Genomic DNA, 23,999 nt, shown 5'->3' on the forward strand with positions numbered 1-23,999 from the left:
TTCTGTTCGGTCGGTTGCCGCAGGTGGTGGCACCCCCGGCGGGGGCGGTCCGACCTCGCTCAGCACGAGTGGGACCCAGGCCCGGTCGACCGACCGCACACGAGAGGACGAGCGATGAGCGAGAACGAACTGCCACCGCCGGGCGACCCCGGCAAGAACCTCAGCCGCCGCCGGTTCCTGTACCTGGCCGGCGCGGGCGGCCTGGTGCTCGCGGTCGCGTCGGCGGGCGGCCCCACGGGTGACGACGACGCGACCGGTGACGTCGTGTTGGCCGCCGCCGCGACCCGGTCGCTGCACCTGCGCCGCCGGGAGGACTCGTTGAACCTGCGGGTCGACCTGTTCAACGCCGACGTGGTGCAGACCTCCGGCGGCGCCGAACTGCGCAAGGTCACCACGGGCAGCGCGTTCCTGGTGGTGCACTTCCCGCCGCAGGCGGTGCTGGAGCGGATGCTGACCGACCCGCTGCGCCTGACCGACATCCCGCTCGCCACCAGGGTCGCCGGCCGCAGCCGGCTGGCCTTCGACATCACCGCCGCACTGCCGATGGCGGTCACGGTGGACGCGCTGCTGGCGTGGACCGGTTTCGTCCCGAGCCTGGCCCCGACCGCGACCAGGACCCAGACCGCGTCCGCGCTCGTCGCGCCGACCGACACGCAGACCGCCTTGGAGCTGCCGTGGCGGATCCTGTTGTCACCCAACGAGAACGAGGGCTGGCAGCACTCCGCCGCACCGGTCACCCGCAACGGGTGGACCGAGCTGTGGCACACCCGCCTGGGCGCCAAGACCGGGTCCGGTGCCGTCGACGACCACGCGACCGGCCGCACGGTTCGGGCCATCTGGCTCTCCGACCCGCAGATGGCCACATGGGTGCAGAACCCGACGTCGGTGCCCGGGACCGAGGACATCGCGCACGTGCTGACGCCGCGGCAGCGGTTCTCGATCGTCCGGCTGTCGGCCGACCCGACCCTGCGCACCAGCCTCGACCCGGCCCTGCCCAAGCCGATCGACGTGACGGAGCTGACGCTGAGCAGCCTGGGCGCGACCTTCGACGCCGAGGGCCGGTGGACCTACCCGCCCACCGGCGGACTCGGGCTCAAGGGCTGGCAGCACCGCGCCACCCTGGGCCGCGACCACCTCGTGCGCACCGAGGACGCGGGCTTCCTGTTCCCCTACGGTCACCGCGCCTCGCTCGTCAACCTCGCCGAGCGCCGGTTCGGGCGCCGCCCCAACCCCGACGGCACCCCCGGCCCCTGGTACGCCTACGTGCACCGCAGCCAGCACATCGTGGTGCAGCAACCCGTGCGCGCCTACGCGGGCGACGACACGATGCCGCACGCCGGTCGTGAGCTGCCCTTCACCGCGATCCGAGTGGTCACCCGCACCACACCGCCGCTGAAGGACCCGCGCTCGGACTTCGTCACCGGGTCCACCACGACGGTCCGGTCGTTCGTGCCGCGGGCCGCCGCCGCGCCGGACACCCCGGTCACCTTCCACCTGCGCGGGACCGACCACGACGGCGTCGAGGTCGACTTCTCCGCGGCGGTGGTGTTCGTGCCCGAGAGCACGGTCACCGACACGAACGCCACCCGGCTGCTCACCGACCTCCGCAACGCCTACAACACCGGCAACTCCCCGGACCCCGCCGCCGGCGCCGTGCGCACCGCCGAGACCGGGGGCCGCACCATCGCCCTGGCGCAGCGCGGGCCGTACCCGGTGGGCAGCACCGCGGCCACCACCGACCAGCTCGTGTTCAACTCGGTGGCCGCCAACGGTTCGATGAGCACGCTGGTGGCCGCCGGCCGGGCGCCGTTCGTCCCCAGCCTGGAACTGGCCGCGCTGCGGCTGCCCGACGTCGCCGCGCTGACCGGAACCGCGACGGCGACGACGTCGTTCGTGTACGCCGCGGCCTACCTGGACGGCGGCATCGACCACGCCGGGAACAGGGGCGCGGTCTACCTGGCCACCCACCCGGCGATTCCGGTGCCGCCCGCATTGGAGTTCCCCGCCGCCTCGACCGGCGTCGCCACGCCCAACGGCGGCATCCGGGGGCGGTCGGCCAAGAACGGCACGATCACCGGCGACGTGACCCAGGCGGCCACGGAGTACTACGACCCGGCGAAGGTGTTCGCCGACCCCACCAAGGCCAAGGTGCTCGGCGGTCTCGCGATCAAGGACCTGCTGTCCACCCCGCTCGAGGGCGAGCAGAACGCGCTCGTCGTGCCGAAGCTCGGCCACCACTTCCGGGAGGACGTCGGCGTCCACGAGTGGACGCTGCTCTGGACGCCCCCGTTGCAGGAGGGGCCCAAGCAGCTGCCGGTCTTCGAACCGCTGTCGACCGCCCCGAACGCCAAGACGCTCAAGGTGCACGCCGTCTACACCGACCCCGTGCAGGACGGGGTCGAGTCCACCTACCGGGTCGACGGCGAGTTGCGCGACTTCGCCCTGAACCTGTTCGGCAAGAAGTCGTGGCAGGTCATCTCGGTGAAGTTCGACTACTTCCGGTTCAAGCACACCGGCGGCGCCAAACCCACCGTGGACTGCCGCATCCGCGAGGTCAGCTTCCACAACGCCTTCGAGTTCGTCGAGGAACTGGCCGAGCTGTGCTCGTTCCTGGGCGGCAAGGTGGAGATCACCGCGGGCACCTCGGGGGTCCAGGCCGGGCTGCGGTTCGGGCTGCCCACGGTGTCGCTCGGGATCTTCGAGCTCAAGGAACTGGCGGTGGCCGCCTCCGTCGCGATCCCGTTCGACGGCAGCTCGGTGCGAGTGGTCTTCGACCTCAACACCCGGGACCGGCCGTTCAACCTGCGCATCTCCTGGTTCGCCGGCGGCGGCTACGCGGGCATCGCGCTGGGCGCCGACGGCCTGGAACGGCTGGACGTCGGGTTCACCTTCGGCGCGGCGTTCGCGCTGGACGTCGGCATCGCCAGCGGCGGGGTCGAGGCCGTCGGCGGCATCTCCTACCTGCTGGAGAAGGTCAAGGTCGTGGAGAACGGCGCGGAGGTGGTCCGCTCGCAGGCCGGCCTCACCGCGTTCCTGCGGCTGCGCGGCGCCCTGGACTTCCTCGGCATCGTCAGCGTGTCGATCGAGTTCTACCTGGGCCTCACGTACCAGAAGAAGACCGACGGCAGCTCCGCGCTCGTCGGCGAGGCGAGCGTGAGCGTCTCGATCGAGACGTGGTTCTACAGCGAGACCTTCACCGTCCGGACCCGGCGCGAGCTGTCCAAGACCTCCGCGCCCGCCGCCGGGCGCGCGGCGGGCGGGGATCGCGCGGCCCTGGCCGCCGCGCCGGAAGTGCCCGCACACCCGTTCGGCGCGGCCTTCACCCAGCAGGACTGGGCAAGCTACTGCGCCGCCTTCGCACCCGTCGGAGCGTGATCATGAGCAAGCAGACCATCACCTGGACCGTGCTGCCCAACGGGGTCACCCCCGGCTTGGACCTGGTCCGCTTCTCCGTGCACGTCGCGCCGCGCCTGCTGCCGGAGCCCGCGCCGGGCACGCTGGAGGGGTTCCCGGACTGGCTCGACTGGCCGGCGCGGGTCTCACCGGCGGCGTTCCGGCTGGAGTTCCCCGACATCCTCGACCAGGCCGGCAGCCCGGTGCGCGCCACGGCCACACGGGTGTCCAAACCGGAGAGCCGGCGCTGGACGGCGCTGTTCACCCGGACCTCGCGCGTCGAAGGGCACGCGCAGACCAGGTTCACCCGCCGGCGGATCCGCTCCTACCCGACCCGCCACGTGCGCGACTTCGTCAACCAGCGCTACGGCAGGTTCGGTGCGCGGTCACCCGAGCGGTTCCCGACGCTGGACGAGCTGGCCGCGGCCGACGCGTTCGGCCCCGTGGGGTTCGAGTTCGACGGCAACGGGACCGAATCCGGCCTGGACCGCAAGCGGCGGCTGCGCAGCCAGCTGGAGCGCATGTTCAGCCCCGACTCGCAGGACCCGGCGCAGTGCGCGGTGCCGTTCCGGCCCGGTGACGCCACCACCGCCGACGGGATGGGGTTGACCTTCCTGCAAGCGGAGCGGTTCCACCGCAGACGGGATCCGGTGGTCGGTGACCTGCCACCGCTGCCCGCGCCGAAGCTGGACTTCCACCAGGTGGTCGCGATGACCCGGGAGCACCACCACCTCCAGCGGTTGCTGGGGCTGGTGCTGGACTTCGAGTCGACCGACCCGGCCGTGCTGTCCCTGGTGCGCGGCAACGAGCAGGTCACCCGGGTGCGGGTGGTCACCGACCTGAACCCGTTGCTGGGCACGGGTTCGGCGGTGCACGTGCGGCCCACGATGCGGTGCCGGGTGGGCAAGGGCGCGCAGGGCCACGTGTTCACCGCGACCCCGCTGGACTCCGACAGCGACCTGCGCGACGGGCTGCTGAGGGTGGGCGACGCCGACCGGTTCGCCGTGGTGCAGGTCGACCCGGACAGCGCCGCGCTGGCCGTGCGCCAGTTCGCCGACACGGTGACCCGGATGCGCGTCGACCAGGGCGGACAGGTGCGCAAGCGCAGTGCGAGCACACCGGACGAGCAGGCGCTGCCGGCGCTGCGCACGGCCGGGTTCTCGGTGGGCAGGCTGTCCCGGGCCGTCCGGCTGGCCGGCCGGATCGAGCGCGGCCGGGCGCTCAACGACGCGGCGTTCGCCGGTCCGGACAAGATCACCGACAACATCGCGCTCAATGCCGACGACGTGGTGCGGGGCTACCGGTGGGACGTGCGCGACGAGAACGCCGGGCAGTGGTTCTCCCTGATGTGGCGCGACGGCACGTACGTGTTCGCGCGCACGGGTGAAGCGGTCCCGGTGCTGGAGGAGACGGCGGCGCAGACCGCGCCGACGACCTCCGGCGCCACCGGCGACGAGGACCTGTACATCCAGGAGTCGCTGGTGCACTGGGCGGGCTGGAGCCTCGCGGTCGGCCGCCCCGGCAAGGCGCTGACCGGTGACAACGGCCTGGCCGACGGCGAGGCGCCGCTCGACCCGGACTTCCCGTTCCGCACTCGGTTCGGCGCGCGCGCCCTGCCGCGACTGCGGTTCGGCCGGCGGTACCGGCTGCGGGCGCGGGTGGTGGACATCGCGGGCAACTCGCTGTCCACCGAGCAGGCCGACGCGGTCACCGACGCGGTGTCGAGCACCCCGGTGGAGACCTTCCGCCGGTTCGAGCCGGTGGCCGCGCCGGAGGTGCTGCTGCGCTCGGCACCCGGCGAGGGCGAGTCGCTGGAGGTGATGGTGCTGCGCGGCAACACCGGCACCGACACCGCCGTGGGCACCGTCGACCGCCACGTCCTGCCGCCCCGCACCACGGTGCAGGTCGCCGAGCAGCACGGGATGCTCGACCAGGGCACCACCGGCAGGCCGATGGACGCCGCCCGCTACGCCGAACTGGCCACGCGGGACGCCGCCGTGCTGGAGCAGCACGCCTCCGCGCGCGCCCTGCCCGCGCCCGCGGACCGGTACTGGTACTACGACACCGACCAGCTGCCCGTGCCGTACCTGCCCGAGCCGCTGGCCCGGCGGATCCTGGTCCGCGGCCTGCCCGGCAGCACCACGTCCACCACGATCACCGCGGTCGACCCGGCCACTTGGCCGGTCGCCAAGGGCTTCCGCATCCGGCTCCAGCAGGGCACGCCGGGCTGGACGTGGACCGAGTCCGCGCGCCTGCTGACCGTGCGGCTCATGCCCGGCGACAGCTACCAGCTCCAGCTCTCCGCCCAGTTCGACGCGGCCGACCTGAACCTGATGGCGTTGTGGCCGCTGATCCAGCAGGGCGCGGCCGACTGGAACGCCGCCCACCCGACCGACCAGGTGAACATCGACGCGGTCCGGGAGTCGGTGGTCGGCGGCCGGCACTGGATGTTCACCCCGTCCCGGACGCTGACCCTGGTGCACGCGGTGCGCAAGCCGCTGACCGTGCCGGACATCGCCGGGGTCACCGCCAAGCGGCCCAACGAGGGGCGGATCGGCTCCACGCACGCGCTGCTCGGGTCGTCCATGCGGGTCAGCCGCAAGAGCAGCGGCAGCGTGGAGTTCGCCGCGCGCTGGCGGATGCCGGTGGACGACGGCGTGTCCGACGAGGTCCCGACCCGCGACTTCCGGGCCGCACCGATCACCGTGGCGCTGGACCCGGTGCAGGGGGCGACGCCGGCCACCGAGGCGGTGCAGTTCCAGGCGCGGCACGAGTTCGGCGACACCAAGTACCGCCACGTGCGGTACGAGGTGCGGGCCGCGACCCGCTTCGGCGAGTTCTTCCAGGAGCGCCGGGAGGTCGCCTTCAGCGGCGATCAGCACGTGCTCGGCGTGCCGGTCGACCCGGCCCACCTGGTCGTGGTGGACAAGGCCACCGGCGACCAGTACCAGCCCGCCCCGCCGGGGAGCGATCCGCGGAATGCGCCGGGCGACTACGTGGTCACCGACGCGGCCACCGGTACCTTCCGCCGCACCGCGAACGGCGGGCTCACGTCGCCGCGCACGTTGGAGGTGTCGTTCGTCCGCCCGGACACCCGCAGCGCGGCCGCGGTGCTGGAGCAGGACATCTTCAGCTCGGCGCGCCCCGCCGCGCCGAAGATCCGCCAGGTCGTGCCGATCTTCCGCTGGGAGAACCCCGCGCCGGGGCAGAGCGTGCGGCGCGGCGGCGGGCTGCGGGTGTACCTGGAGCGGCCGTGGTGGTCCAGCGGCGACGGCGAGAAGCTGGCCGTGCTGCTGTGGCCGGACCCGGCGAGCGACGTGCCGGAACACCTGCGGGGCGCGGTGACCATGTGGGGCAACGACGCGACCCAGCACTCGGGTTCGGTGCCCGACGACGTGCTCGACACCTCGTTCCCGCTGGCCACCTACTTCGGCACCGGCATGACGGTCCCCGAGTTCCCGACCACCGGGCTGAAGGTCGCCGCGCACGACGTGGCCTTCGACGCGGAGCGCAAGCTGTGGTACTCCGACATCCGCATCACCCGGCAGGGTGAGACTGCGCTGGAGGGCTACTTCCCGTTCGTGCGGCTGGCCCTGGCCCGCTTCCAGCCGAAGTCGGTCGTCGACTGCCACCTGTCCTCGGTGGTGACGGCGGACTTCATGCAGGTCGCGCCCGACCGCACGGTCGTGGTGACCGGCAGCGGCCCCACCCGCACCGTCCAGGTGACCGGCCCCGGCGCGACGCTCACCCAGTCGGGCCACCTCAACGAGATCAGGGTGACCGTGGAGCGGCCGCTCGACGGCGTGACCGACCCGGTGCTGCGCTGGCAGCCGGCCGGGCTGTCCTACACCGCGGTGCTGGCCGACCCGACCACCGGCGGCGGTCAGCTGACCTGGTCGGGCACGGTGTCGCTGCCCACCGGCGCCGGTCCGCTGAGGCTGGCCGTCGAGGAGTTCGAGCAGCACCGCAACGGCAACAACGGCATCGCCGCCACCCGGCTGGTCCACACCGACACCGTCCCCCTGTCCTGAGAGGAGCGTGCCGTGCCGCTGGGAACGACGGAGATCCTGCTGATCCTGCTGGTGCTGGTGCTGCTGTTCGGCGCGAGCAGGCTGCCGAAGCTGGCGCGGTCGGTGTCCGACGCGCGCCGGGAACTGCGCCGAGGCGATGACGACGAGGTCTGACCACGAGACGGCCGGCGCCGCCCCTCCCCCCAGGAAGGGGCGGGGCCGGCCTCGGACGGGTCACCAGGGGCTGCCGCCGCCCTCGCCGCCGCCAGTGTCGCCGTACACGCACCACGAGATGCCCGAGATGCCGTTCTGGTTGTAGTTGTCGACGTTGCGCGAGTCGACGTACCCCCACACGCCACCCGAGGGCGTCGCGCCGGGAACCCAAGACCACAGGTACAGCTGGGTGCCCCAGACACCACCGGGGCCGTGCGTCTGGCAGGACACGTAGATGTCCTCCCAGGACGACTCGCCCACGATCGCGTGCCACTCGTCGTAGACCGCGGTGTAGGCGCCGTAGGCGGGCATCCACGCGGATGCCGGCAGTGCCGATGCCTCGCCGGTGGTCACGGCGGGCGCGGCGGCGGCCAGGGCCAGCGCGGCTCCCGCGATTCCCTTGCGGATGTTCACGAAAACTCCTCCCCTTCGTTTCGTCGTGCTGCACCGCGCGGATCACCGCGCGGGGAACCGGGACGGCCGGTGCTACAGGCCACTCGCCCGGTCGATCACGGGGTGGGCGGCGCGCAGCACGGCGACCAACTCGCCCAGTGCCGTGCGCAACGCCCGGTCGGGCAGGTGCCCGTGCCCGAGGACCAGCCCGTTGCCCGTCGGGCGGCCGGGCAGGTGGAACGACGCCAGCGTGGGCACCACCACGCCGCGCCCGAGCAGCTCGGCGTGCGCCTGCTCGGCGTCGATCCGGTCGGGCAGGTGCACCACGACCGTGCCCGGTGCGCCGGGCGGCGCGAGCCGGACCGCGGGCTCCAGCGGCGCGAGCGCGGCCCGCACCACGGCGTCCTTGTGCTCGAACAGACGTCCGAGCTGGTGCAGGCGGCGCACGACGCTGCCCTCGGCCAGCAGCCGCGCCATGGCCGACTGGGCCGTGTGCGACGGCTGCTCGTGGTCCTGGAGCGTGCACCGGGCCGGGTCGAGCATGTCGCGGTGCACCAGCACGTAGCCGACGCGCAGCGACGGGGTGAACACAGTGCGGAAGTCGCCCACCACCGCTGTGCGTTCGCCGGCCAGGTGCAGCAGCCGGGGCAACGGCGCGGCGGAGGGCACGACGTGGTCGTCGGCCACCTCCAGCAGGTAGCCGTCCTCCCGGCGCGCCCAGTCAGCCAGCTGCTGGCGGCGCAGCGCCGACATGACCGGGCCGAAGGGCGGCTGCCCGTCGGGTGAGACGAACACGGCCGCGCAGGACGGCGGCACCGCGCCGGTCCACCCGCCGTCCCGGTCTGTTGGCAGCGCCACGGCGGTGCCGCCGCCGCGCTCGACCGCCCGTCTCAGCGCCGGCGGAGCCGGGTCCGGCACCGCGACGCGCGGCCGCCCGCCGCCCAAGGTCTCCATCGCCAGCAGCATCCCGTGCGAGATGCCGGCGGTGATCAGCACCTCGTGCTCGTCGGACGCCAGGCCGCGGGTCCGCCGCAGGTGCTCGCCGATCGCCCGCCGCAGCTCCGGCAGGCCGCCGCGCGGCAGCTCGCCCAGCGGTGGCGGCTGGAAGCTGGCGTGCCGCCACGCCGCCCGCCACGCGGCCAGCGGGAACCCGTCCTCGGTCGCCCGCCCGGGTGTGCAGTCGATCCGGTCGGCGTTGCGCGTCGACGCCGGGAGCGTGAGGGGCGTGGTGGGCGGGTCCGCCCTTCGGTCGGCGACGTAGCTGCCCGAACCCCGGCGGCCCTCGAGGTAACCTCGGGCGTAGAGGATCTCGTAGGCGGCCAGGGCGACCCCGCGCGAGATGTCCAGCCGCTCGGCCAGCGTCCGCGTGGACGGCAGCCGCCAACCGACGGTGAGCAGGCCGCGGTCGACCGCCCCGGCCAGCTGCTCGGCCAACTGCTCCTGCAACGGGCGGTGCGTGGTGCGGTCCAGCTCGATCGGGATCGTCAGGCTTTCCGGGTTGCGCATCATTCCCCCAGTCGTGCGAGTGCTGCCTCCGCCGCGCCCAGGCTGACCTGGGTGGCCTCGACGATCCGCTCGAAGGGCACCCCGGCCCGGCGGAACGTCAGCTCCAGGTCTTCCGTCGTGCCGCTGTTGAAGAGGCAGAAGTAGCTGTCGTCGCCCGGGATCGCCAGGCAACAGGCGAACGCGGCGGCCTCCCGACCCGCCGCCACCACGGAGCGCATCGCGGTCGCCACCTCGTCCGGGTCCGCACCGGGCAGGTAGCACTCCACCAGGAACAGCCGCGTCGCCCGCCGCCCTGTCGTCTCCGTCGTTGTCATGCACCGATCGTGCGGTCCGGGTGCCCCCCGACGAATCGGGGAGCGACCCCACAGTTAGTCCGGCGGTTTGCGCAGGAACTCCAGTCGGGCCAGCTCGCGGCGGGAGCCGACGCCGGTCTTGCGGTAGATCCGGCTCAGGTGCGCCTCGACGGTCTTGGCGGTCACGTACGCCGCCGCGGCCACCTCCCGGTTGCTCAGCCCACTGGCCACGAGCCGGGCGATGTGCAGCTCGGCGGCGGTGAGGCCGTGCTCGTCGTCGCGGCGCAGCCCCAACCTGCGCAGCTCGGTGTCGGTCTTCTCGACCCAGCGGGGCGCGCCCAGCCGGTCGAACTCGCGCCCGGCGGCCAGCAGGACCTCGCGTGCCGCGAGCTTCTCCTTGCGCCGCCGCAGCACCCGGCCGCGCACCAGGTCGGTGCGGGCCTGCTCGAACGGCATCGGGATCGGCAGCACCGGCGCGGAGCACAGCGCCTCGTGCGCGCCGGCCACGTCACCGCACGCCATCCGCACCAGCGCGGCCGACCGGGCCGCCACGGCGGTGATCCACGGCCGCGGCGCGAGGTCGCGGCGGCGCTCCAGGTCGGCCAGCAGCGCCTCCGCCTCGGCCACCAGGCCGAGCTCCGCGGTCGCCTCGATCAGGTCGCCGTACAGCGAGCTGATCGGGAAGTCGGCCAGCCCGACCGCCGCGCAGACCTCCAGTGCCGCGGTAAGGTGCGCCCTCGCCGCCGCCGGCTCGTGCCGGGACAGCTCGACGAAGCCCAGTACGGCCCGCACGTGCACGACGACCCACGAGTCGTCCAACTCGGTGGCGATGCGCAGCCCTTCGGTCGCCGCGGCGAGCGCCGTGTCGTCGTCGCCGCGGTGCGCGTCCACCAGCGCGCGGGTGTAGAGCGAGTAGGCGATCCACGGCCGCTGCCCGGCCTGTTCGGCGGCGTCGACGGCCTCCGCGGCCTCCCGGTCGGCCAGGGACCAGTCGCCCAGCCAGACGTCCAGCTCGGTCAGGTGGACCAGCTCGTGCATGGCGACCGCCTCGTCGCCCCGGTCGAGCGAGGCGTGCCGCGACCGCGCGAACTCCTGCCGGCCCCGCACCGGATCGGTGTACTTGGTGATCACCCGCAGCAGGCTGCGAGCCATCCGCGCGTCGCGGGACTCGTTGGCCGGCGACACCAGGGCCGCGGCCCGCCGCAGGTCGTCGTCGCACAGCCCCTCGCCGGCCAGCAGCCGGTAGTAGGCGCTGCTGACCAGGATGCACGCCACCAGGTCGTCGGGCGCCGCGGCCTCGTGGCTGGTGATCGCCTCCAGCGCCTGCCGGGTGTTGCGGTAGCGCAGGGCGGTGTCGTTCTGGCAGAACCACGACCGGCGCAGGTAGGCCGTCGCCCGCAGCACCGGGTCGTCCGCTGAGGCCAGCGCCTCGTCGCTGAGCGCGGTGGCCTTGACCGGCCCGTCACCGTAGAACACCACGACCGCCAGCTCCAGCAGCGCCGCCACCCGTTCCGGCCCTGCCGGCAGGTCGGCGACGGCCGCTTCGAACAGGTCACGGGCCCGGTTCGCGTCGCCGGCGAAGAACAGGCACTGCGCGGCCGAGACGAGCAGCCCAGCCTTGCGGACCGGGTCGACCACGTGGCCGGCCGCGAGCTCCCACAGCCGGGCGGCGGTCTCGGGCGCGCCGCGTTGCCGGGCGGCGAGCGCGGCGCCGTCCAGCGCCTCGGCCACCACAGGGTCCGGGCCGCTCGCGCCGAAAGCCAGGTGGAGCGCGCGGGTCTCGGGATCGTCCACGACGGCCGCCAGTCGTCGGTGCACCCGCCGCCGTCGCCCGTTCGGCGCGGCGGAGTAGACCGCCGAGCGCAGCAGCGGGTGGGTGAAGCGGACGGCGCCGGACACCAGTTCGACCATGCCGTGGTCCTCGGCGTCGGCCAGCGCCTCCTCGGCCAGTTCCGCGTCGCCCAGTGCCCGGGCCACCAGCTCCAGGCTGGGCTGCGCCAGCGCCGCGGCGTAGAGCAAGGCGTCCCGGCTGGGATCCGGCAGCGCGACCACCCGGTCCTCCAGCAGCTCGCTGAACGCACGCGGCGCGGACAGCGGCAGGCCTGGCACGGTCGCGCCGCCGTCGCGACCGAGCACACCGGCGAGCTCCAAGGCGTAGAACGGGTTGCCACCCGAGGTCCGCTGGAGCCGGATGAGCGTGGGGCGCGGCAGCGGCAGGCCGAACGCGGAGCGCACCATCCGGTGCAGGGCGCCCATGCTCAACCCGCCCAGGCGGATGTGCACCAGGTCGTCCTGCCCGGCCAGCCCGAGCGGCGCGGGGTCGCCCTCCTTGTCTCGGACGGACACCACGACCGCCACGTGCTCGTCGGCCAGCCGGCGCAGCACGTACTCCAGCACGCGCGTGCTGGCCTCGTCCAACCACTGCACGTCGTCCACGGCCAGCACGACCGGCGTGCGCGCGGCCAGCGAGCGGATGACGTTCAGCGCCGCCATGCACACCGCGCGCGGGTCGCCCGCGCCGTCGTCGGCCTGGCGACGCAGCAGCGCGACTTCCAGCGCGGTGCGCTGTGGCCCGGGCAGCAGGGCCAGGACGTCGTCCGGCACGCGGTCGAGCAGGTCGACCAGGCCGCCGAAGGCCAACCGCGCCTCCGACTCGACCGGGCGGCACGACAGGACCGCGTAGCCGCGCCCGACGGCGTCGGCCAGCACGCGTTCCCACAACACGCTCTTGCCGATGCCCGGCTCGCCGGACAACAGCAGCCGGGCGGCACCTCCCTCGGCCCGCGCCAGCACGTCGCCCGCAGCCGCGAGTTCGCTTTCGCGCCCGACCAGATGTAAACCGGCCACGCTCCCACCCCCGTAGATCCACGACGGTAGCTGGTGGGAGCCTCGTGCGGCGAGCGGTTTCGCCTGTGCCCCCGAAACAATCGGACGCCCGGCGGCGCGTAGCGTTCCGGCGCTGTGCACCCCAGATGCCGATCGGACCGGATCCCGGTCGAGGAAAGGCCGGCTCGGGCGCAACAGCCACGCCTTTTCGTGGCGGATCGCTCCCTGCGAGAGGGAACGAGCCGGCCAGGCGGGGCTGTTGCCCGAGCTCGACCGTCGGTTCAGACGTGCAGGCTCCACTGCTGGTTGGTCTGGTTGTTGCAGTCCCAGACCACCATCGCGGTGCCATTGGTGGTGCCCCGGTTGGAGGCGTCCGGGCACATGCCGTTCACCTGGAGCTGCTTGCCCGAGGTCTAGGTGAAGCGCTGTTTGGTGCCACCGTTGCAGTCCCACAACCGCGCCTAGATGCAATACCAGTGACTTAAGGGTCAACCGGGTAGGTTGATCGTCCAGGAGGTGCCTGGATACCACGGCCTGGTCAGGTTAAGCCGGTCACGGATGCGCGGTTGTCGGATCGGATCGTGATCGGCCTGTTGACCAGGACGTTTCCGTCCGAGTTGGTGGACCGGGTCGTTGCCGAGTCCGGGCGGGAGGGGCAGCGTGACCGGCTGTTGCCGTCTCGGGTGGTGGTCTATTTCGTGCTGGCGATGTGTCTGTTCTCCGGTCAGGGCTATGAAGAGGTGGCCCGGTTGTTGACCGAGGGCCTGTCGTGAGCGGCGCGGTGGTCGCGGCCGTGGTGGGTGCCGACCACCGCGGCGATCTCCCGGGCACGGGTCAGGCTGGGCGCGGCGCCGTTGAAGGCGTTGTTCGAACAGGTCGCGAAGCCGTTGGCGGAACCGACGAGCCGTGGTTCGTGGTATCGGACCTGGCGGGTGCTGGCGATCGACGGCACAACCTTCGACGTGCCCGACACGCCGGAGAACGTGGAGCGGTTCGGCCGTCCGGGCAGCGCCCGCTCTGCGGCGCGGGGTGATCGGGCGGCAACGCGCGGCGACCAGTTCGGCGTTGTCGGTGCTGATGGTGCCGGGCATCTGTCCGGTGTCGATGAGCTCCTGGCGGCGCCAGGCGTAGATGGTCTGGTCACTGATGTCGAGGTCCGCCGCGACTTGTGCGACGCGGCGGCCGGACGCGACCAGGTCGAGCACCTTGCGCCGGAACTCGGGTGGGTACCGCTTGGGCATCGTGGGTTGTCCTCTGGGCTACTGAGATGAGTGATCATCCAGTAACCCGACTCCGTGCAACGAGGGGAGGATCACCGACTCCGAACAACCAGGGGAGGATCAAGGTGAGGTTGCCCCTCGTGCACGGGATGGCGGTGGACACGAGCCACCTGGCGCCGACCCCGGTGCGGCCGGCGCGGTCCGCACGGTCGCCGCACCGGACCTGCCGGGATTCGGGCGCAGTCCCAACACCGGGCTGCCGATCACCGTCCGCTACGCGGCGGAGGTCCTGCGGGCGGTGCCGGCGGACCTGACCGGGCGGGCGGTCGTGGTGGAGCACTCGGCGGGCTGCCAGGCCGCAGTCGCGTCCACCACCAGCGGTCGCTGCGGAAGGGGATGGTGGCCTGATGAGCAGCGGGTGGTGGTCCAGGCGGCGGGCGCGTCTCCCGCTGCCGTATCGCTCACCAACCGCGTCGGGACATCGACCGCCCTACCGCTCCCAACAGGAGGACAGCCAAGCCGCACATGAACAAGAGGCCCCCTCTCTTGAGGTCCGCAAGACCCGGAGGCAGGGGACGCCCGAATTCGTCCTGTCCCGACGACATCACTGTGGCCACATCCACGACGAGCAAGACCATCCCGCCCAACGCCAGGACTGCGCCGAGTGCCGTCACCACTTTGACCCATACAGGCGCACCGGAATAATCGGACGGATGGCGAGAAGATCGCATCGAGGTCTTGTGGATGACGCCGCCATGCGTAGCCTGGTCACCACCTTGATTCTGGATCACCGTGTGCGCTTGAATGCTGTTCACAAATGATCTGCCGCCCGCCCGATCGAGTTGATCAACGATGGCGGCGATATCTTCCGCGAAGCGCCGGTCCACTGCCGCTACGTTCTCCACGGCCCTGGCCACCCGATTTTGCGTGCTCGCATCGTTGGGATTGTCCTGCAGATCGCGCACAACTCCACCACCAAGTCTGTTCGTCACGCGATCATAGAGGCTCTTGAGGCCACCGTCGATACGGCCATCAACGAAACGCTTGGCCGCCCCACCGAGTAGCGCAGCCAAGTATGCCGCCACCACGCCGCCTTCAATCATGCTGTCGCACCTCCCGGATGACTGCGCGAGCATTGTCCTTTCCATTCGAACCTGTGGTCGATCAATCGTTCACGAAAGTTTCGATGCCCGTCGAACCCCAGTTTAACTTCGAGTGTTTGGTGAAGATAGTGGAGTTCACCCGCTTGGACGGCACCCCACGCGACTCCGTCCGTCGAACTCCCGCACACGGTGGCCGTCACCGGGTCTACACCGCTGATCCCACTACGTCTCAATCAGAGCGTGAAGCGTAAGACAGTGCGACGCCAAGATCGTGTGCGGCGGGAGCGGCTCAAACACGATCGATCTACGGCGACGTGCAATGGAGACTCGATGTCGATTGCTCCAGCCGCGATTCGTCGGCGTTGACGGTGGTTAGACGGCTTCGGCGGGCGCCAAGTGCCCGATGCGGCCATCCCGGAAGACCTGCTGGAGGCGGCCCACATCGACGGCGCGTCGCGCTGGCGCGCGTTCTGGGCGATCAAGTCGCCGCTGCTGGCCCCCGCGGTGACGTTCAACGTCACCACGGCCCTGTTGGGCTCGATGAACGGCTTCGACATCGTGCAGGCCACTACCGGCGGCGGACCGGCCCGCACCACCGAGCTGCTCAACATCTTCATCTACCGGACCTTCGGCCAGGGCCTGTTCGCCCAGGCCACCACCATGAGCCTGGTGCTGTTCCTGCTCGTCGCGCTCATGGCGTTCCCGGTCATCCGCTTCCTGCGCAAGCGCGAGGAGATCCTGTGACGACTTCGGCACCACGCCGTACCGCGCCCCGGCTCAGCGACGCACGCGTGTGGACCCGACTCCAGCCGATCGTGGCGGTCCTGCTCGGCGCGACCGTCATCGGCATACCCCTGTGGCTCGTCGTCGTCACCGCCTGCAAATCGCAGGGCGAAGCCCTCTCTCCGAACCTCGCGCTGCCCTCCGAGTGGCACCTGTGGAAGAACCTCGCCACCGTGTGGACCGACGGCGAGGTCCCGGCCGCGTTCTTCGGCAGCCTGCTGGTCGTCGTTCCCACCGTCGCCGGCGTCCTCACCGTCGGATCGCTCGCCTCCCGGGTGCCGGCCCGGCGTGCCACCCGCCTTACCGCCGTGCTCTACGCCCTGGCCATCAGGGGGATCGTGCTGCCGTCCGCCGTGGTCACCGTGGTCCTCCTGCTGCGTCACCTCGGTCTGGCGGGCACCGCCGTCGGCATGATCGGCGTCTACAGGGGCATCTACCTGTCCACGGTGATCTTCTTCGTGACCGGTTTCGTCCGCACGATCCCGGTGTCGCTGGAGGAGGCCGCCCAGATCGACGGCGCCGGCCCGTTCACCGAGTTCCGCCGGGTCGTGCTGCCCATGCTGCGCCCTGTGCCGGCCACCGCCACCATCCTCATCTGCCTCTATGTCTGGAACGACGTCTTCTACGCGTTCTTCGTCGTCGGTGGCCGACTCGACACGTTGCCGCTCAACCTGTTCCGCGTCGCGAGCGCCGGGCTCTACCTTCACGGCGTCGACCGGGTAGGTGGCGTCGAGCGACACGACCCGGACCGCTCCGCTCCGGTCCGGTCCGCAACCCCACATCCAGCCCGTCGACCCCGCGCAGGTCCCCGGTCAGCTCGGCGGCCGTGCCGGGGGCGACGTACCAGACCTGCAGCCCCTGGGCGAGGCCGTCGGCGAGGAAGTCGCGGGCGCGGGCGCGCAGCTCGTCGGGCGCGGTGTAGCGCCAGCACACGTGGTCGTGCGCACCCAGCCCTGACGTCCGGTCCACCAGTCCAGAACTGCGCATGCCGGCCGCTTGCCCTGGTGCGGTCATGTCGAGGACCCCTCCGGAACAGGCCTCCTCCTCGCGGCCGATTCGAAGGCCGGCACATCCGGATCACGCGTCATCAACAGGCTCCTTGACAGCTCATACCCCCGTACGATGGCCGCGAGGCCGGGCAATGGGGCGGAAACCAGGATGCTGCTGTTTGAACACCCGCCGACACCTCCACGGTAACGCACCTCGAAGGTCCGCCGAGACCTGCAGCGGGCGCGGTCGAGGAGGCGGCGCATAGCCGACCCGCGGTCGGACCTGCGGTCGTCGACGGGCGTAGTCGGGCGACGGCTGACCAACTGTCCGCGGCCAGCCGGTGATGCTCGGAGGTCGGTGCTCGCAGCGGAATCTGCAGGGGCCTCCTGCTTTTTCCGCACACGCCAACGGACCACCAGGGCGGCGCATCCGGCATGGACGGGCGCTTCCGGGCACGTGACGTCCTGCACGGCCCGTTCTCCCCGGTTACGGTCAAGAGAACGTTGTCGACCGGCCGAGGGACCCCGGCCCGGCAGCGCGGTGACGCAGCAGTGGAGGTGCCATGCCGTTCGAGGACGCCACCGAGGGCGTGACAGCGTCCGTGACGGTGGCGTTCGTCGACCTCGACGGCGGTGGGCACCGGGACGCGGGTCTGCTCGCCCGTGGTTTGGCCAGGCTAGGGCACCACGTGGTCCACTACGCGCCGACCCATCAGGCACCACCCGGCCCGGGGCGGTACGAGCAGGTCCGCATGGCCGGCGGCGAGGACGGCACAGCGGGGTCGAGCGACCGGCGGGAGCTGGGGCGGGCCGATGTGGTGCACGCCTTCTGCGTGCGCTCCACCGCGACCGCCCGCGCCATGATCGCGGAGAGCGCAATCCCGTTGGTGGCCGACTGGTGCTCCTACGCCACCGCCGCGCACTCCGTTCCCGAAGCCGACCACTACACGGTGACCGGCAAGGCCGAGGCGACCGGGCTGGCCGGCCGGGGAGTGGCGAGACCGGACATCGGCATCGTCGTCGACACCGTCGACGACGAACTCCGGCGGACGCAGAACGAGACGAGTGCTGCGGCCGGGCGCCCACGACTGCTCTGCCACAGCCGTTTGCGGCCCGAGGACGGCACCGACACCGCGATCGCCGCGCTGCGATGGCTGCCCGAAGCCGAACTGGTGGTGGTCCACGGCGGAACCGTCACCTCCGGGGCGCGAGCAGAGGTCACCCGGCTGCTCGACGGCGCCCGCAAGCTCGGCGTCGCCGATCGGATCCGGGAGGTCGACCGCCACTCCCTGATCGCCGAGCGCCTGATCGACTCTGCCGACGTCGTGGTGCACGTCCCCCGTGTACCGGGCCCGGTGACCCCGGTGCTGGAGGCGATGGCGCGCGGGAAACCGGTCATCGCTTCGACCACCGGGGACCTGAGCGACACCGTGATCGCGGGGGTGACCGGGCTGCTGGTCGGCGCGGGCGATCCGGCGGCGCTCGGCCGCGCGGCCCGGCGGCTGCTCGGTGACCGCACGGCACGGGCCGCGTTCGCCGTCGCCGCGCTCGACCGGGTCGAACAGCGCCACACACCCACGCGCGTCGCCACCGACCTCCACCGGATCTACCGCGACATCGTGGACCGTTGTCGCATCGGCGCTGGTGGCACGCGAGAAGCGCTGCTCGCAGTGGCGTCGGACCCGGTCCTGGAAGCGCAGACCGACCAGTCGTGGAGCGGTGAGGGCCGACGGTTGCCCATCGCACCATCGCGGTCCGGTGGACGGTGCGGTTGACGGTCGTCGTGGCGGGTAGTCGACACGGTGATCACACGGGACCGAGGGAGGGCACGTGGCCGACCGGATCGCGGACATCTGGGGTGCCCGGACGCCGCACGCCAAGGACGCGCCGTGGCCGGTGCGGGTCGACCTGCACCTGGACGCTGGTGTGGCGGAGTCCGACGTGGAGCGGTGGGTGCAGTCGGCGTGCGTGTTGTGCAGCAACGGCTGCGGCTGCGACATCGCGGTCAAGGACGGGCGCATGGTCGGCGTGCGTGGTCGCGCCGGTGACGTGGTCAACCACGGTCGCCTGGGTCCCAAAGGGCTCTACGGGTCGTGGCAGTGGAACGGCAGCGACCGCCTGACCCGTCCGTTGGTGCGGCGCGGCGGTGTGCTGGTGGAGTCCGACTGGGACACCGCGATGGACCTGGTGGTGCGGCGCTCCCGCGAACTGCTGGACGAGATCGGCCCGTTGTCGCACGGCTTCTACACCAGCGGGCAGCTGTTCCTGGAGGAGTACTACACCCTCGGCGTGATCGGCAAAGCCGGTCTGGGTACGCCGCACATGGACGGCAACACCCGGTTGTGCACGGCCACTGCGGCGGCGGCGTTGAAGGAGAGCTTCGGCTCCGACGGCCAGCCCGGCAGCTACACCGACATCGACTCCTGTGACGCGTTGTTCCTGTTCGGGCACAACATGGCCGAGACGCAGACCGTGCTGTGGGCGCGCGTGCTGGACCGGCTGCACGGCCCGGACCGGCCCGTGGTGGTCGCGGTGGACCCGCGCCGCACCAAGGTGGCCGAGGCGGCGGTGGAGTCCGGCGGAGTGCACCTGGCGCCGCTGCCCGGCACCAACCAGGCGCTGATGAACGGCTTGATCCGCGAGCTGATCGCCAACGGGTGGGTCGACCACGACTACGTCGCCGCGCACACCCTCGGTTACGGCGACCTGACCGCCACCGTGCAGCCGTACACGCCCGAGCACGTCGCCGGTATCTGCCGGGTCGACCCGCAGGACCTGCGGCGCGCGGCGCGGATCTTCGGCACCTCCGGCCGCGTGCTGTCGACCGTGTTGCAGGGCTTCTACCAGTCCCACCAGGCCACGGCGGCGTCGTGCCAGGTGAACAACCTGCACCTGTTGCGCGGCCTGATCGGCCGGCCGGGGTGCGGCATCCTGCAGATGAACGGGCAGCCCACCGCGCAGAACACCCGTGAGTGCGGCGCGGACGGCGACCTGCCCGGCTTCCGCAACTGGGACAACCCCGAGCACATCCGCGAACTGGCCGAGCTGTGGAACGTCGACCCGCTGACCATCCCGCACTGGGCGCCGCCCACCCACGCCATGCAGATCTGGCGCTACGCCGAGCAGGGCTCCATCAAGTTCCTGTGGATCTCCGCGACCAACCCGGCCGTGTCGCTGCCGGACCTGCCGCGCATCCGCGAGATCCTCGCGCGGGAGGACCTGTTCGTGGTGGTGCAGGACGGCTTCCGCACCGAGACCGCCGAGTACGCCGACGTGGTGCTGCCGGCGGCGTTGTGGGGCGAGAAGCAGGGCACGTTCACCAACGTCAACCGCACCGTGCACCTGTCCGACAAGGCCGTCGACCCACCGGGTGAGGCGCGGTCGGACCTGGACATCTTCCTCGACTACGCCCGCCGCATGGACTTCCGCGACCTCGACGGCGCACCGCTGATCAAGTGGCAGGACGCCGAAGGCGCGTTCAAGGCGTGGCAGGAGTGCTCCCGGGGTCGACTGTGCGACTACACCGGCCTGTCCTACGACAAGCTGCGCGGCGGCAGCGGAATCCCGTGGCCCTGCAACGAGGAGCACCCCGAGGGTTGCGACCGGCTCTACCCCGACGGCGTGTTCCCCACCCACCCCGACGTGTGCGAGGACTACGGTCACGACCTGCTCACCGGCGGCACCACCTCGCCCGAGCAGTACAAGGCGCAACGCCCCGACGGCCGTGCCTTCCTCAAAGCCGCCGCCTACGCGCCGCCGCCGGAGCAGCCGAGCGACGAGTACCCGTTCCTGGTCACCACCGGCCGCACGGCCTACCACTTCCACACCCGCACCAAGACCGGCCGCGCCCGGCAGCTGCGCCGGGCCGCACCCGAGCCCTGGGTGGAGCTGTCCGCGGCCGACGCCGCCGCCCTGGGCGTGTCCGAGGGCGATCTGGTCCGCGTCGAATCACCCCGCGGCCACGTCGAGGCACCCGCCCGGGTGGGGCGTGGCCGTGACGGTGTCGTCTTCGTCCCCTTCCACTACGGCTACTGGGACACCGACGGCGACGAGCACGCGCGGGCGGCCAACGAGCTGACGCTCACGGAGTGGGACCCGGTGTCCAAGCAGCCGCTGTTCAAGATCGCCGCCGCGCGGGTGACCAAGCTGGTGGACGCCACCGGCCCCGCTCCCGGGCCCACCACCACGGCGTCAGCGCCGCACGACCCGGCCGGTGTCCCGGCGACCACGGGGGAGGACGACGTGCACGAGGACGCCACCCCCGTCGACCCGCCCTCGCCGCCGCCGACCCCCGACCGCACCCCGAACGTGCTGCCGCACGCCGCGCCGAAGGGCTGACCCATGCACCTGGCCACTTACCTGGGACTGCTGCACACTTCCCTGACCACGCTGGCCGACGCCTTCCGCGAGGTCGGCCGCGGTCACGGCGAGGAGCCGGACGTGTGGCACACTTGCCAGGTCCTCGCCGGTCGCGTCGATCGGCAGGCCGAGGCGCTGGCACCGGTCGTGGAGCGCTACGGCGAGCACCGCGAGGAAGAGCCCGAGCGCCTGCACGCCGCCGAACTGGAGTCCACCCGCAGCGGCCCCGTCGGCCTGCTGCGCGACCTCCAGGACCTCTACACCCTGGCCAGCCTGACCGACATCACCTGGACGGTGGTCGGCCAGGCCGCTCAGGGGCTGCGCGACCGTGAACTGCTCGACGTCGTCACCTCGTGCGAGCAGGAGACCGCCCGCCAGCTGACCTGGCTGCGCACCCGCATCAAGCAGGCCGCGCCCCAAGCCCTCATCGCGGCCCGGTGAGCGGCGCGGACGAGAAGCCGGGCGGCGTGCTCGGAGCCGCCGAACGCCGTGTGGGCAGCCTCGGGGCCGGGGGCTACGCCTTCGCGTTGTGCCTGGCGGTGCTCGCCGCGGTGGGCGGGGTCGCGCTGCTCGTCAAGCAGCCCTACCTCTTCCCCAGCCTCGGCCCGACCGTGATGCTGTTCTTCGAATCGCCTCTGCAGAAGTCGGCCGCGCCCCGCAGCGCCCTGATCGGGCACGGCGTGGCGATCCTGGCCGGGGCGGGCTGCCTGGCTCTGTTCGGCCTGACCGAGCACCCACCGGTCATCCAGGAGGGCGTCACGGGCGTGCGCGTCGGCGCCGCGGCCCTCGCCGTAGCCCTGACCGCGCTGGTCCTGCGACTGCTCGACTGCCCCCACCCACCCGCCGGCGCGACCACGCTCATCATCAGCCTGGGCCTGCTCACCCCGACGCGCGAACTGCTCGCCATCGCCGCGGGCGTGCTGCTGGCGACCGTGCTGGGCGTGGCCCTCAACCGACTTCTCGGTGTGGGGCAGCCGCTCTGGCGCTGACCACGTCCCGACGATCCGCGCGACCGCGGCCCGCTCATCGCGGCGGCCATCCCACCGGGTGAAAGTGGCACGGCCGGCGCCCACCGCCGTGCGGGGGCCGGTCGGACGACACAGACTGCGCTCATGGGTGAGGAAAAGTTCGACAAGGGTGACGAGGTCACCTGGTCCAGCCACGGGCAGACGGTGCACGGTGAGGTGGTCGAGGGGATCACCGAGGACACCGAGGCCGCAGGACGGACGGTGCGCGCTTCCGAGGACAACCCGCAGTACCGGGTGCGCAGCGACAAGAGCGGCAAGGACGCGGTGCACAAGCCCTCCGCGCTCAAGGACGACTCGTGAGCGGCGAGTTCGACGACGCGGTGAACATGACCGCGACCGAGCTGGAGCGGTGGTTGGCCACCGACGAGTCGAAGTCGGTGGGCCAGTCCGACGGCGGGGAGTCGGTCGGGCACGAGTCCGGCAGGCGCATCGTGGAACTGCTGCGCAAGAAGAAGGGCGAGCTGACCGACGACGACCAGGCACACATGCGCAAGGTGGTCGGCTACGTCCACCGCCACCTCGCGCAGCGCCCCGACGGGGACGTCGAGCACACGAGGTGGCGCTACTCCCTGATGAACTGGGGCCACGACCCCCTCAAGGACTGATCGCCCCGGTGTGCCGTCCGCGGCCACGGGTAATCCGGTCGTATGACGACCACGGCGCACGCCGCTGCCGACACCGCGCACGACAGTGCGCGACCTCGAAACCGACCGGGTGTTCGACATGACCGATGCGCGTGCGGGCTCGGTCGACGCGCGGCGGGGGGCCACCAGGCCGGGTGTTCAGCCCTCGGGGCGAGTGGTCTCGTCGACGAAGTGCTCGACCAGGTCGCGCAGCTCGCGGTTCTCCCGCTGCGACCGGTCGACCAACATCGCGAACGCGTCGTCGGCGGAGACGCGGTGGACGGCCATCAGGATGCCCTTGGCCTGGTCGATGGCGGCCCGGGAGGTGAGCGCGTCGCGTAGCTGGTCGATCTGTCGGCGGGCGTGGAGGTAGCGGCGGGCGTTGCGCAGGGCGGCCTCGGCGGCGGTGGTGTAGAGCTCCAGCAGGGCGGCTTCGAGTTCGCGGTAGCCGTGCGTGTGCCGGCCGTAGAGGTTGAGCGAGCCGTGGTACACGTCGTCGATGACCAGCGGCGCGGACAGGTAGCTGCCGATGCCCAGGTCACCTGCCGCCTTGCTGAAGGCGGGCCACCGGTCGGCGGCCTCGGCCACGGCGACGCGCTGCACTCGTCGGGACTCGGCGGCTTCCAGGCAGGGGCCTTCGTCGGCCCGGTACTGGGCGTGGTCCACTTCCAGGGTGTGCCGGTCGGCCCAGGCGAGGGACTCGGGGGTGCCGTCGCGCAGCACGGTGACGCTGGCCAGGTCGGCGTCGGGGATGGCGCCGACGACCTGGCGGCAGACGCGGTCCAGTCCTCTTCCTCGTCCAACACCCGGGACAGGACAGCCCCGCCAGGGCTCCGGTGACCTCGTCGAGCCGTTGAAGGACTTCGTCCGCGCCGCCTGCTGTCGGCTCGGTCATCACCGCACCCCGTTCCCACTGCCGCTGAGCGCGGTCGTCCTGAGCGGGCTCCGACCCGCGCGGTCAAAGGGTAACTACGTCGCGACCGCGCTCACCCGAGAGGTGATCATGTCCGCCGCCGGGGCTCGCCGGCCCTCTGCCGAGCGGGCACGTGTGGCGGGGTGGTCGATGCGCAGTGGGTACTGACGCCGAGCCGGAGGGTGATCGGGTTCCGATCGGGTCGTTGAGGGCGGCCTCGGACATCGGCCGCGGCACGTGCGCCGATCGGACGGTTCGGCGGGGCGAAGATTCCGCATTCCACAGCGGATGCGAGGTCTGTGCTGTAACCTGATAAGGTCGAGGGTTCTTCGTGAGCATCGATACAG

18 protein-coding genes and 2 pseudogenes are annotated in these 23,999 nt (G+C 72.0%); 12 read left to right on the forward strand and 8 right to left on the reverse strand.

What is annotated here, in order from left to right; genetic code table 11:
• Nucleotides 1-114 precede the first annotated feature (114 nt).
• The 3 genes from AB0I91_RS22975 to AB0I91_RS22985 are packed head-to-tail and all read left to right on the forward strand — an operon-like array spanning nucleotide 115 to nucleotide 7,577.
• Nucleotides 115-3,375 (forward strand): hypothetical protein, encoded by a 3,261-nt coding sequence (locus AB0I91_RS22975; protein ID WP_499638658.1) that lies wholly within the window; start codon nucleotides 115-117, stop codon nucleotides 3,373-3,375.
• Between the two features lie 2 nt (nucleotides 3,376-3,377).
• Nucleotides 3,378-7,424: a hypothetical protein gene (locus AB0I91_RS22980; RefSeq protein ID WP_499638660.1), complete on the forward strand. Its 4,047-nt coding sequence runs from the start codon at nucleotides 3,378-3,380 to the stop codon at nucleotides 7,422-7,424.
• Between the two features lie 12 nt (nucleotides 7,425-7,436).
• Nucleotides 7,437-7,577 (forward strand): twin-arginine translocase TatA/TatE family subunit, encoded by a 141-nt coding sequence (locus tag AB0I91_RS22985; protein ID WP_499618849.1) that lies wholly within the window; start codon nucleotides 7,437-7,439, stop codon nucleotides 7,575-7,577.
• A 60-nt stretch (nucleotides 7,578-7,637) separates the two neighbouring features.
• Here AB0I91_RS22985 and AB0I91_RS22990 read toward each other — a convergent pair whose 3' ends face one another.
• The 5 genes from AB0I91_RS22990 to AB0I91_RS23010 form a co-directional block, all read right to left on the reverse strand.
• A complete protein-coding gene (locus tag AB0I91_RS22990) occupies nucleotides 7,638-8,030 on the reverse strand; it encodes a hypothetical protein (protein WP_498782266.1) in 393 nt (130 codons plus the stop codon).
• A 72-nt stretch (nucleotides 8,031-8,102) separates the two neighbouring features.
• On the reverse strand, nucleotides 8,103-9,515 hold the full coding sequence (locus tag AB0I91_RS22995; RefSeq protein ID WP_499638662.1) for an aminotransferase-like domain-containing protein: 1,413 nt from the start codon (nucleotides 9,513-9,515) through the stop codon (nucleotides 8,103-8,105).
• On the reverse strand, nucleotides 9,515-9,829 hold the full coding sequence (locus AB0I91_RS23000; protein WP_499638664.1) for a hypothetical protein: 315 nt from the start codon (nucleotides 9,827-9,829) through the stop codon (nucleotides 9,515-9,517). Before AB0I91_RS23000 ends, AB0I91_RS22995 begins: the two co-directional genes overlap by 1 nt.
• A gap of 54 nt (nucleotides 9,830-9,883) precedes the next feature.
• Entirely contained in the window at nucleotides 9,884-12,655 is a 2,772-nt protein-coding gene (locus AB0I91_RS23005) for an ATP-binding protein (protein WP_499638666.1), read from the reverse strand.
• A 260-nt stretch (nucleotides 12,656-12,915) separates the two neighbouring features.
• Entirely contained in the window at nucleotides 12,916-13,017 is a 102-nt protein-coding gene (locus AB0I91_RS23010) for an RICIN domain-containing protein (protein WP_499638796.1), read from the reverse strand.
• A gap of 198 nt (nucleotides 13,018-13,215) precedes the next feature.
• Here AB0I91_RS23010 and AB0I91_RS23015 point away from each other — a divergent pair.
• Nucleotides 13,216-13,494 (forward strand): annotated as a pseudogene (locus AB0I91_RS23015) (transposase domain-containing protein); the annotation flags it as partial.
• Between the two features lie 294 nt (nucleotides 13,495-13,788).
• Here the strand turns inward: AB0I91_RS23015 and AB0I91_RS23020 are convergent.
• Nucleotides 13,789-13,875 (reverse strand): annotated as a pseudogene (locus tag AB0I91_RS23020) (hypothetical protein); the annotation flags it as partial.
• A gap of 440 nt (nucleotides 13,876-14,315) precedes the next feature.
• Nucleotides 14,316-14,957, reverse strand: a complete 642-nt coding sequence (locus tag AB0I91_RS23025) for a hypothetical protein (RefSeq protein WP_499638668.1) — start codon at nucleotides 14,955-14,957, stop codon at nucleotides 14,316-14,318.
• A gap of 396 nt (nucleotides 14,958-15,353) precedes the next feature.
• On the opposite strand from AB0I91_RS23025, the gene AB0I91_RS23030 reads away from it, so the two are divergent.
• From AB0I91_RS23030 to AB0I91_RS23065, 8 genes are all read left to right on the forward strand, one after another.
• On the forward strand, nucleotides 15,354-15,701 hold the full coding sequence (locus tag AB0I91_RS23030) for a carbohydrate ABC transporter permease (protein ID WP_499638670.1): 348 nt from the start codon (nucleotides 15,354-15,356) through the stop codon (nucleotides 15,699-15,701).
• On the forward strand, nucleotides 15,698-16,843 hold the full coding sequence (locus AB0I91_RS23035; protein WP_499638672.1) for a carbohydrate ABC transporter permease: 1,146 nt from the start codon (nucleotides 15,698-15,700) through the stop codon (nucleotides 16,841-16,843). Before AB0I91_RS23030 ends, AB0I91_RS23035 begins: the two co-directional genes overlap by 4 nt.
• Nucleotides 16,844-17,292: 449 nt before the next feature.
• A complete protein-coding gene (locus tag AB0I91_RS23040) occupies nucleotides 17,293-18,504 on the forward strand; it encodes a glycosyltransferase family 4 protein (protein WP_499638674.1) in 1,212 nt (403 codons plus the stop codon).
• A gap of 55 nt (nucleotides 18,505-18,559) precedes the next feature.
• The gene (locus AB0I91_RS23045) at nucleotides 18,560-21,067 is read left to right on the forward strand and encodes a molybdopterin oxidoreductase family protein (protein WP_499638676.1); all 2,508 of its coding nucleotides are present in this window, start codon (nucleotides 18,560-18,562) and stop codon (nucleotides 21,065-21,067) included.
• Between the two features lie 3 nt (nucleotides 21,068-21,070).
• Nucleotides 21,071-21,529, forward strand: coding sequence for a hypothetical protein (locus tag AB0I91_RS23050; RefSeq protein WP_499638678.1), 459 nt, complete (start codon nucleotides 21,071-21,073; stop codon nucleotides 21,527-21,529).
• Complete coding sequence (locus AB0I91_RS23055; protein ID WP_499638680.1) at nucleotides 21,526-22,077, forward strand: HPP family protein; 552 nt, start codon at nucleotides 21,526-21,528, stop codon at nucleotides 22,075-22,077. The genes AB0I91_RS23050 and AB0I91_RS23055 overlap by 4 nt, the downstream gene beginning before the upstream one ends.
• 123 nt (nucleotides 22,078-22,200) lie before the next feature.
• Nucleotides 22,201-22,416: a hypervirulence associated TUDOR domain-containing protein gene (locus AB0I91_RS23060; protein ID WP_499638682.1), complete on the forward strand. Its 216-nt coding sequence runs from the start codon at nucleotides 22,201-22,203 to the stop codon at nucleotides 22,414-22,416.
• Nucleotides 22,413-22,721, forward strand: a complete 309-nt coding sequence (locus AB0I91_RS23065) for a DUF3140 domain-containing protein (RefSeq protein WP_073896918.1) — start codon at nucleotides 22,413-22,415, stop codon at nucleotides 22,719-22,721. The genes AB0I91_RS23060 and AB0I91_RS23065 overlap by 4 nt, the downstream gene beginning before the upstream one ends.
• 177 nt (nucleotides 22,722-22,898) lie before the next feature.
• Here the strand turns inward: AB0I91_RS23065 and AB0I91_RS23070 are convergent, their stop codons facing one another.
• Nucleotides 22,899-23,525, reverse strand: a complete 627-nt coding sequence (locus AB0I91_RS23070; protein WP_499638798.1) for an ANTAR domain-containing response regulator — start codon at nucleotides 23,523-23,525, stop codon at nucleotides 22,899-22,901.
• Nucleotides 23,526-23,999 lie beyond the last annotated feature (474 nt).

Origin of the sequence: Actinosynnema sp. NPDC049800, assembly GCF_040656635.1 — a bacterium.
Classification (GTDB): domain Bacteria; phylum Actinomycetota; class Actinomycetes; order Mycobacteriales; family Pseudonocardiaceae; genus Actinosynnema.

Bases quoted from the DNA above. Each gene is read 5' to 3' on its own strand.
- AB0I91_RS22975 (WP_499638658.1), top strand. From the start codon at position 115: ATGAGCGAGAACGAACTGCCACCGCCGGGCGACCCCGGCAAGAACCTC.
- AB0I91_RS22980 (WP_499638660.1), top strand. From the start codon at position 3,378: ATGAGCAAGCAGACCATCACCTGGACCGTGCTGCCCAACGGGGTCACC.
- AB0I91_RS22995 (WP_499638662.1), bottom strand. From the start codon at position 9,515: ATGCGCAACCCGGAAAGCCTGACGATCCCGATCGAGCTGGACCGCACC.
- AB0I91_RS23000 (WP_499638664.1), bottom strand. From the start codon at position 9,829: ATGACAACGACGGAGACGACAGGGCGGCGGGCGACGCGGCTGTTCCTG.
- AB0I91_RS23010 (WP_499638796.1), bottom strand. From the start codon at position 13,017: ATGTGCCCGGACGCCTCCAACCGGGGCACCACCAATGGCACCGCGATG.
- AB0I91_RS23025 (WP_499638668.1), bottom strand. From the start codon at position 14,957: ATGATTGAAGGCGGCGTGGTGGCGGCATACTTGGCTGCGCTACTCGGT.
- AB0I91_RS23040 (WP_499638674.1), top strand. From the start codon at position 17,293: ATGCCGTTCGAGGACGCCACCGAGGGCGTGACAGCGTCCGTGACGGTG.
- AB0I91_RS23050 (WP_499638678.1), top strand. From the start codon at position 21,071: ATGCACCTGGCCACTTACCTGGGACTGCTGCACACTTCCCTGACCACG.
- AB0I91_RS23060 (WP_499638682.1), top strand. From the start codon at position 22,201: ATGGGTGAGGAAAAGTTCGACAAGGGTGACGAGGTCACCTGGTCCAGC.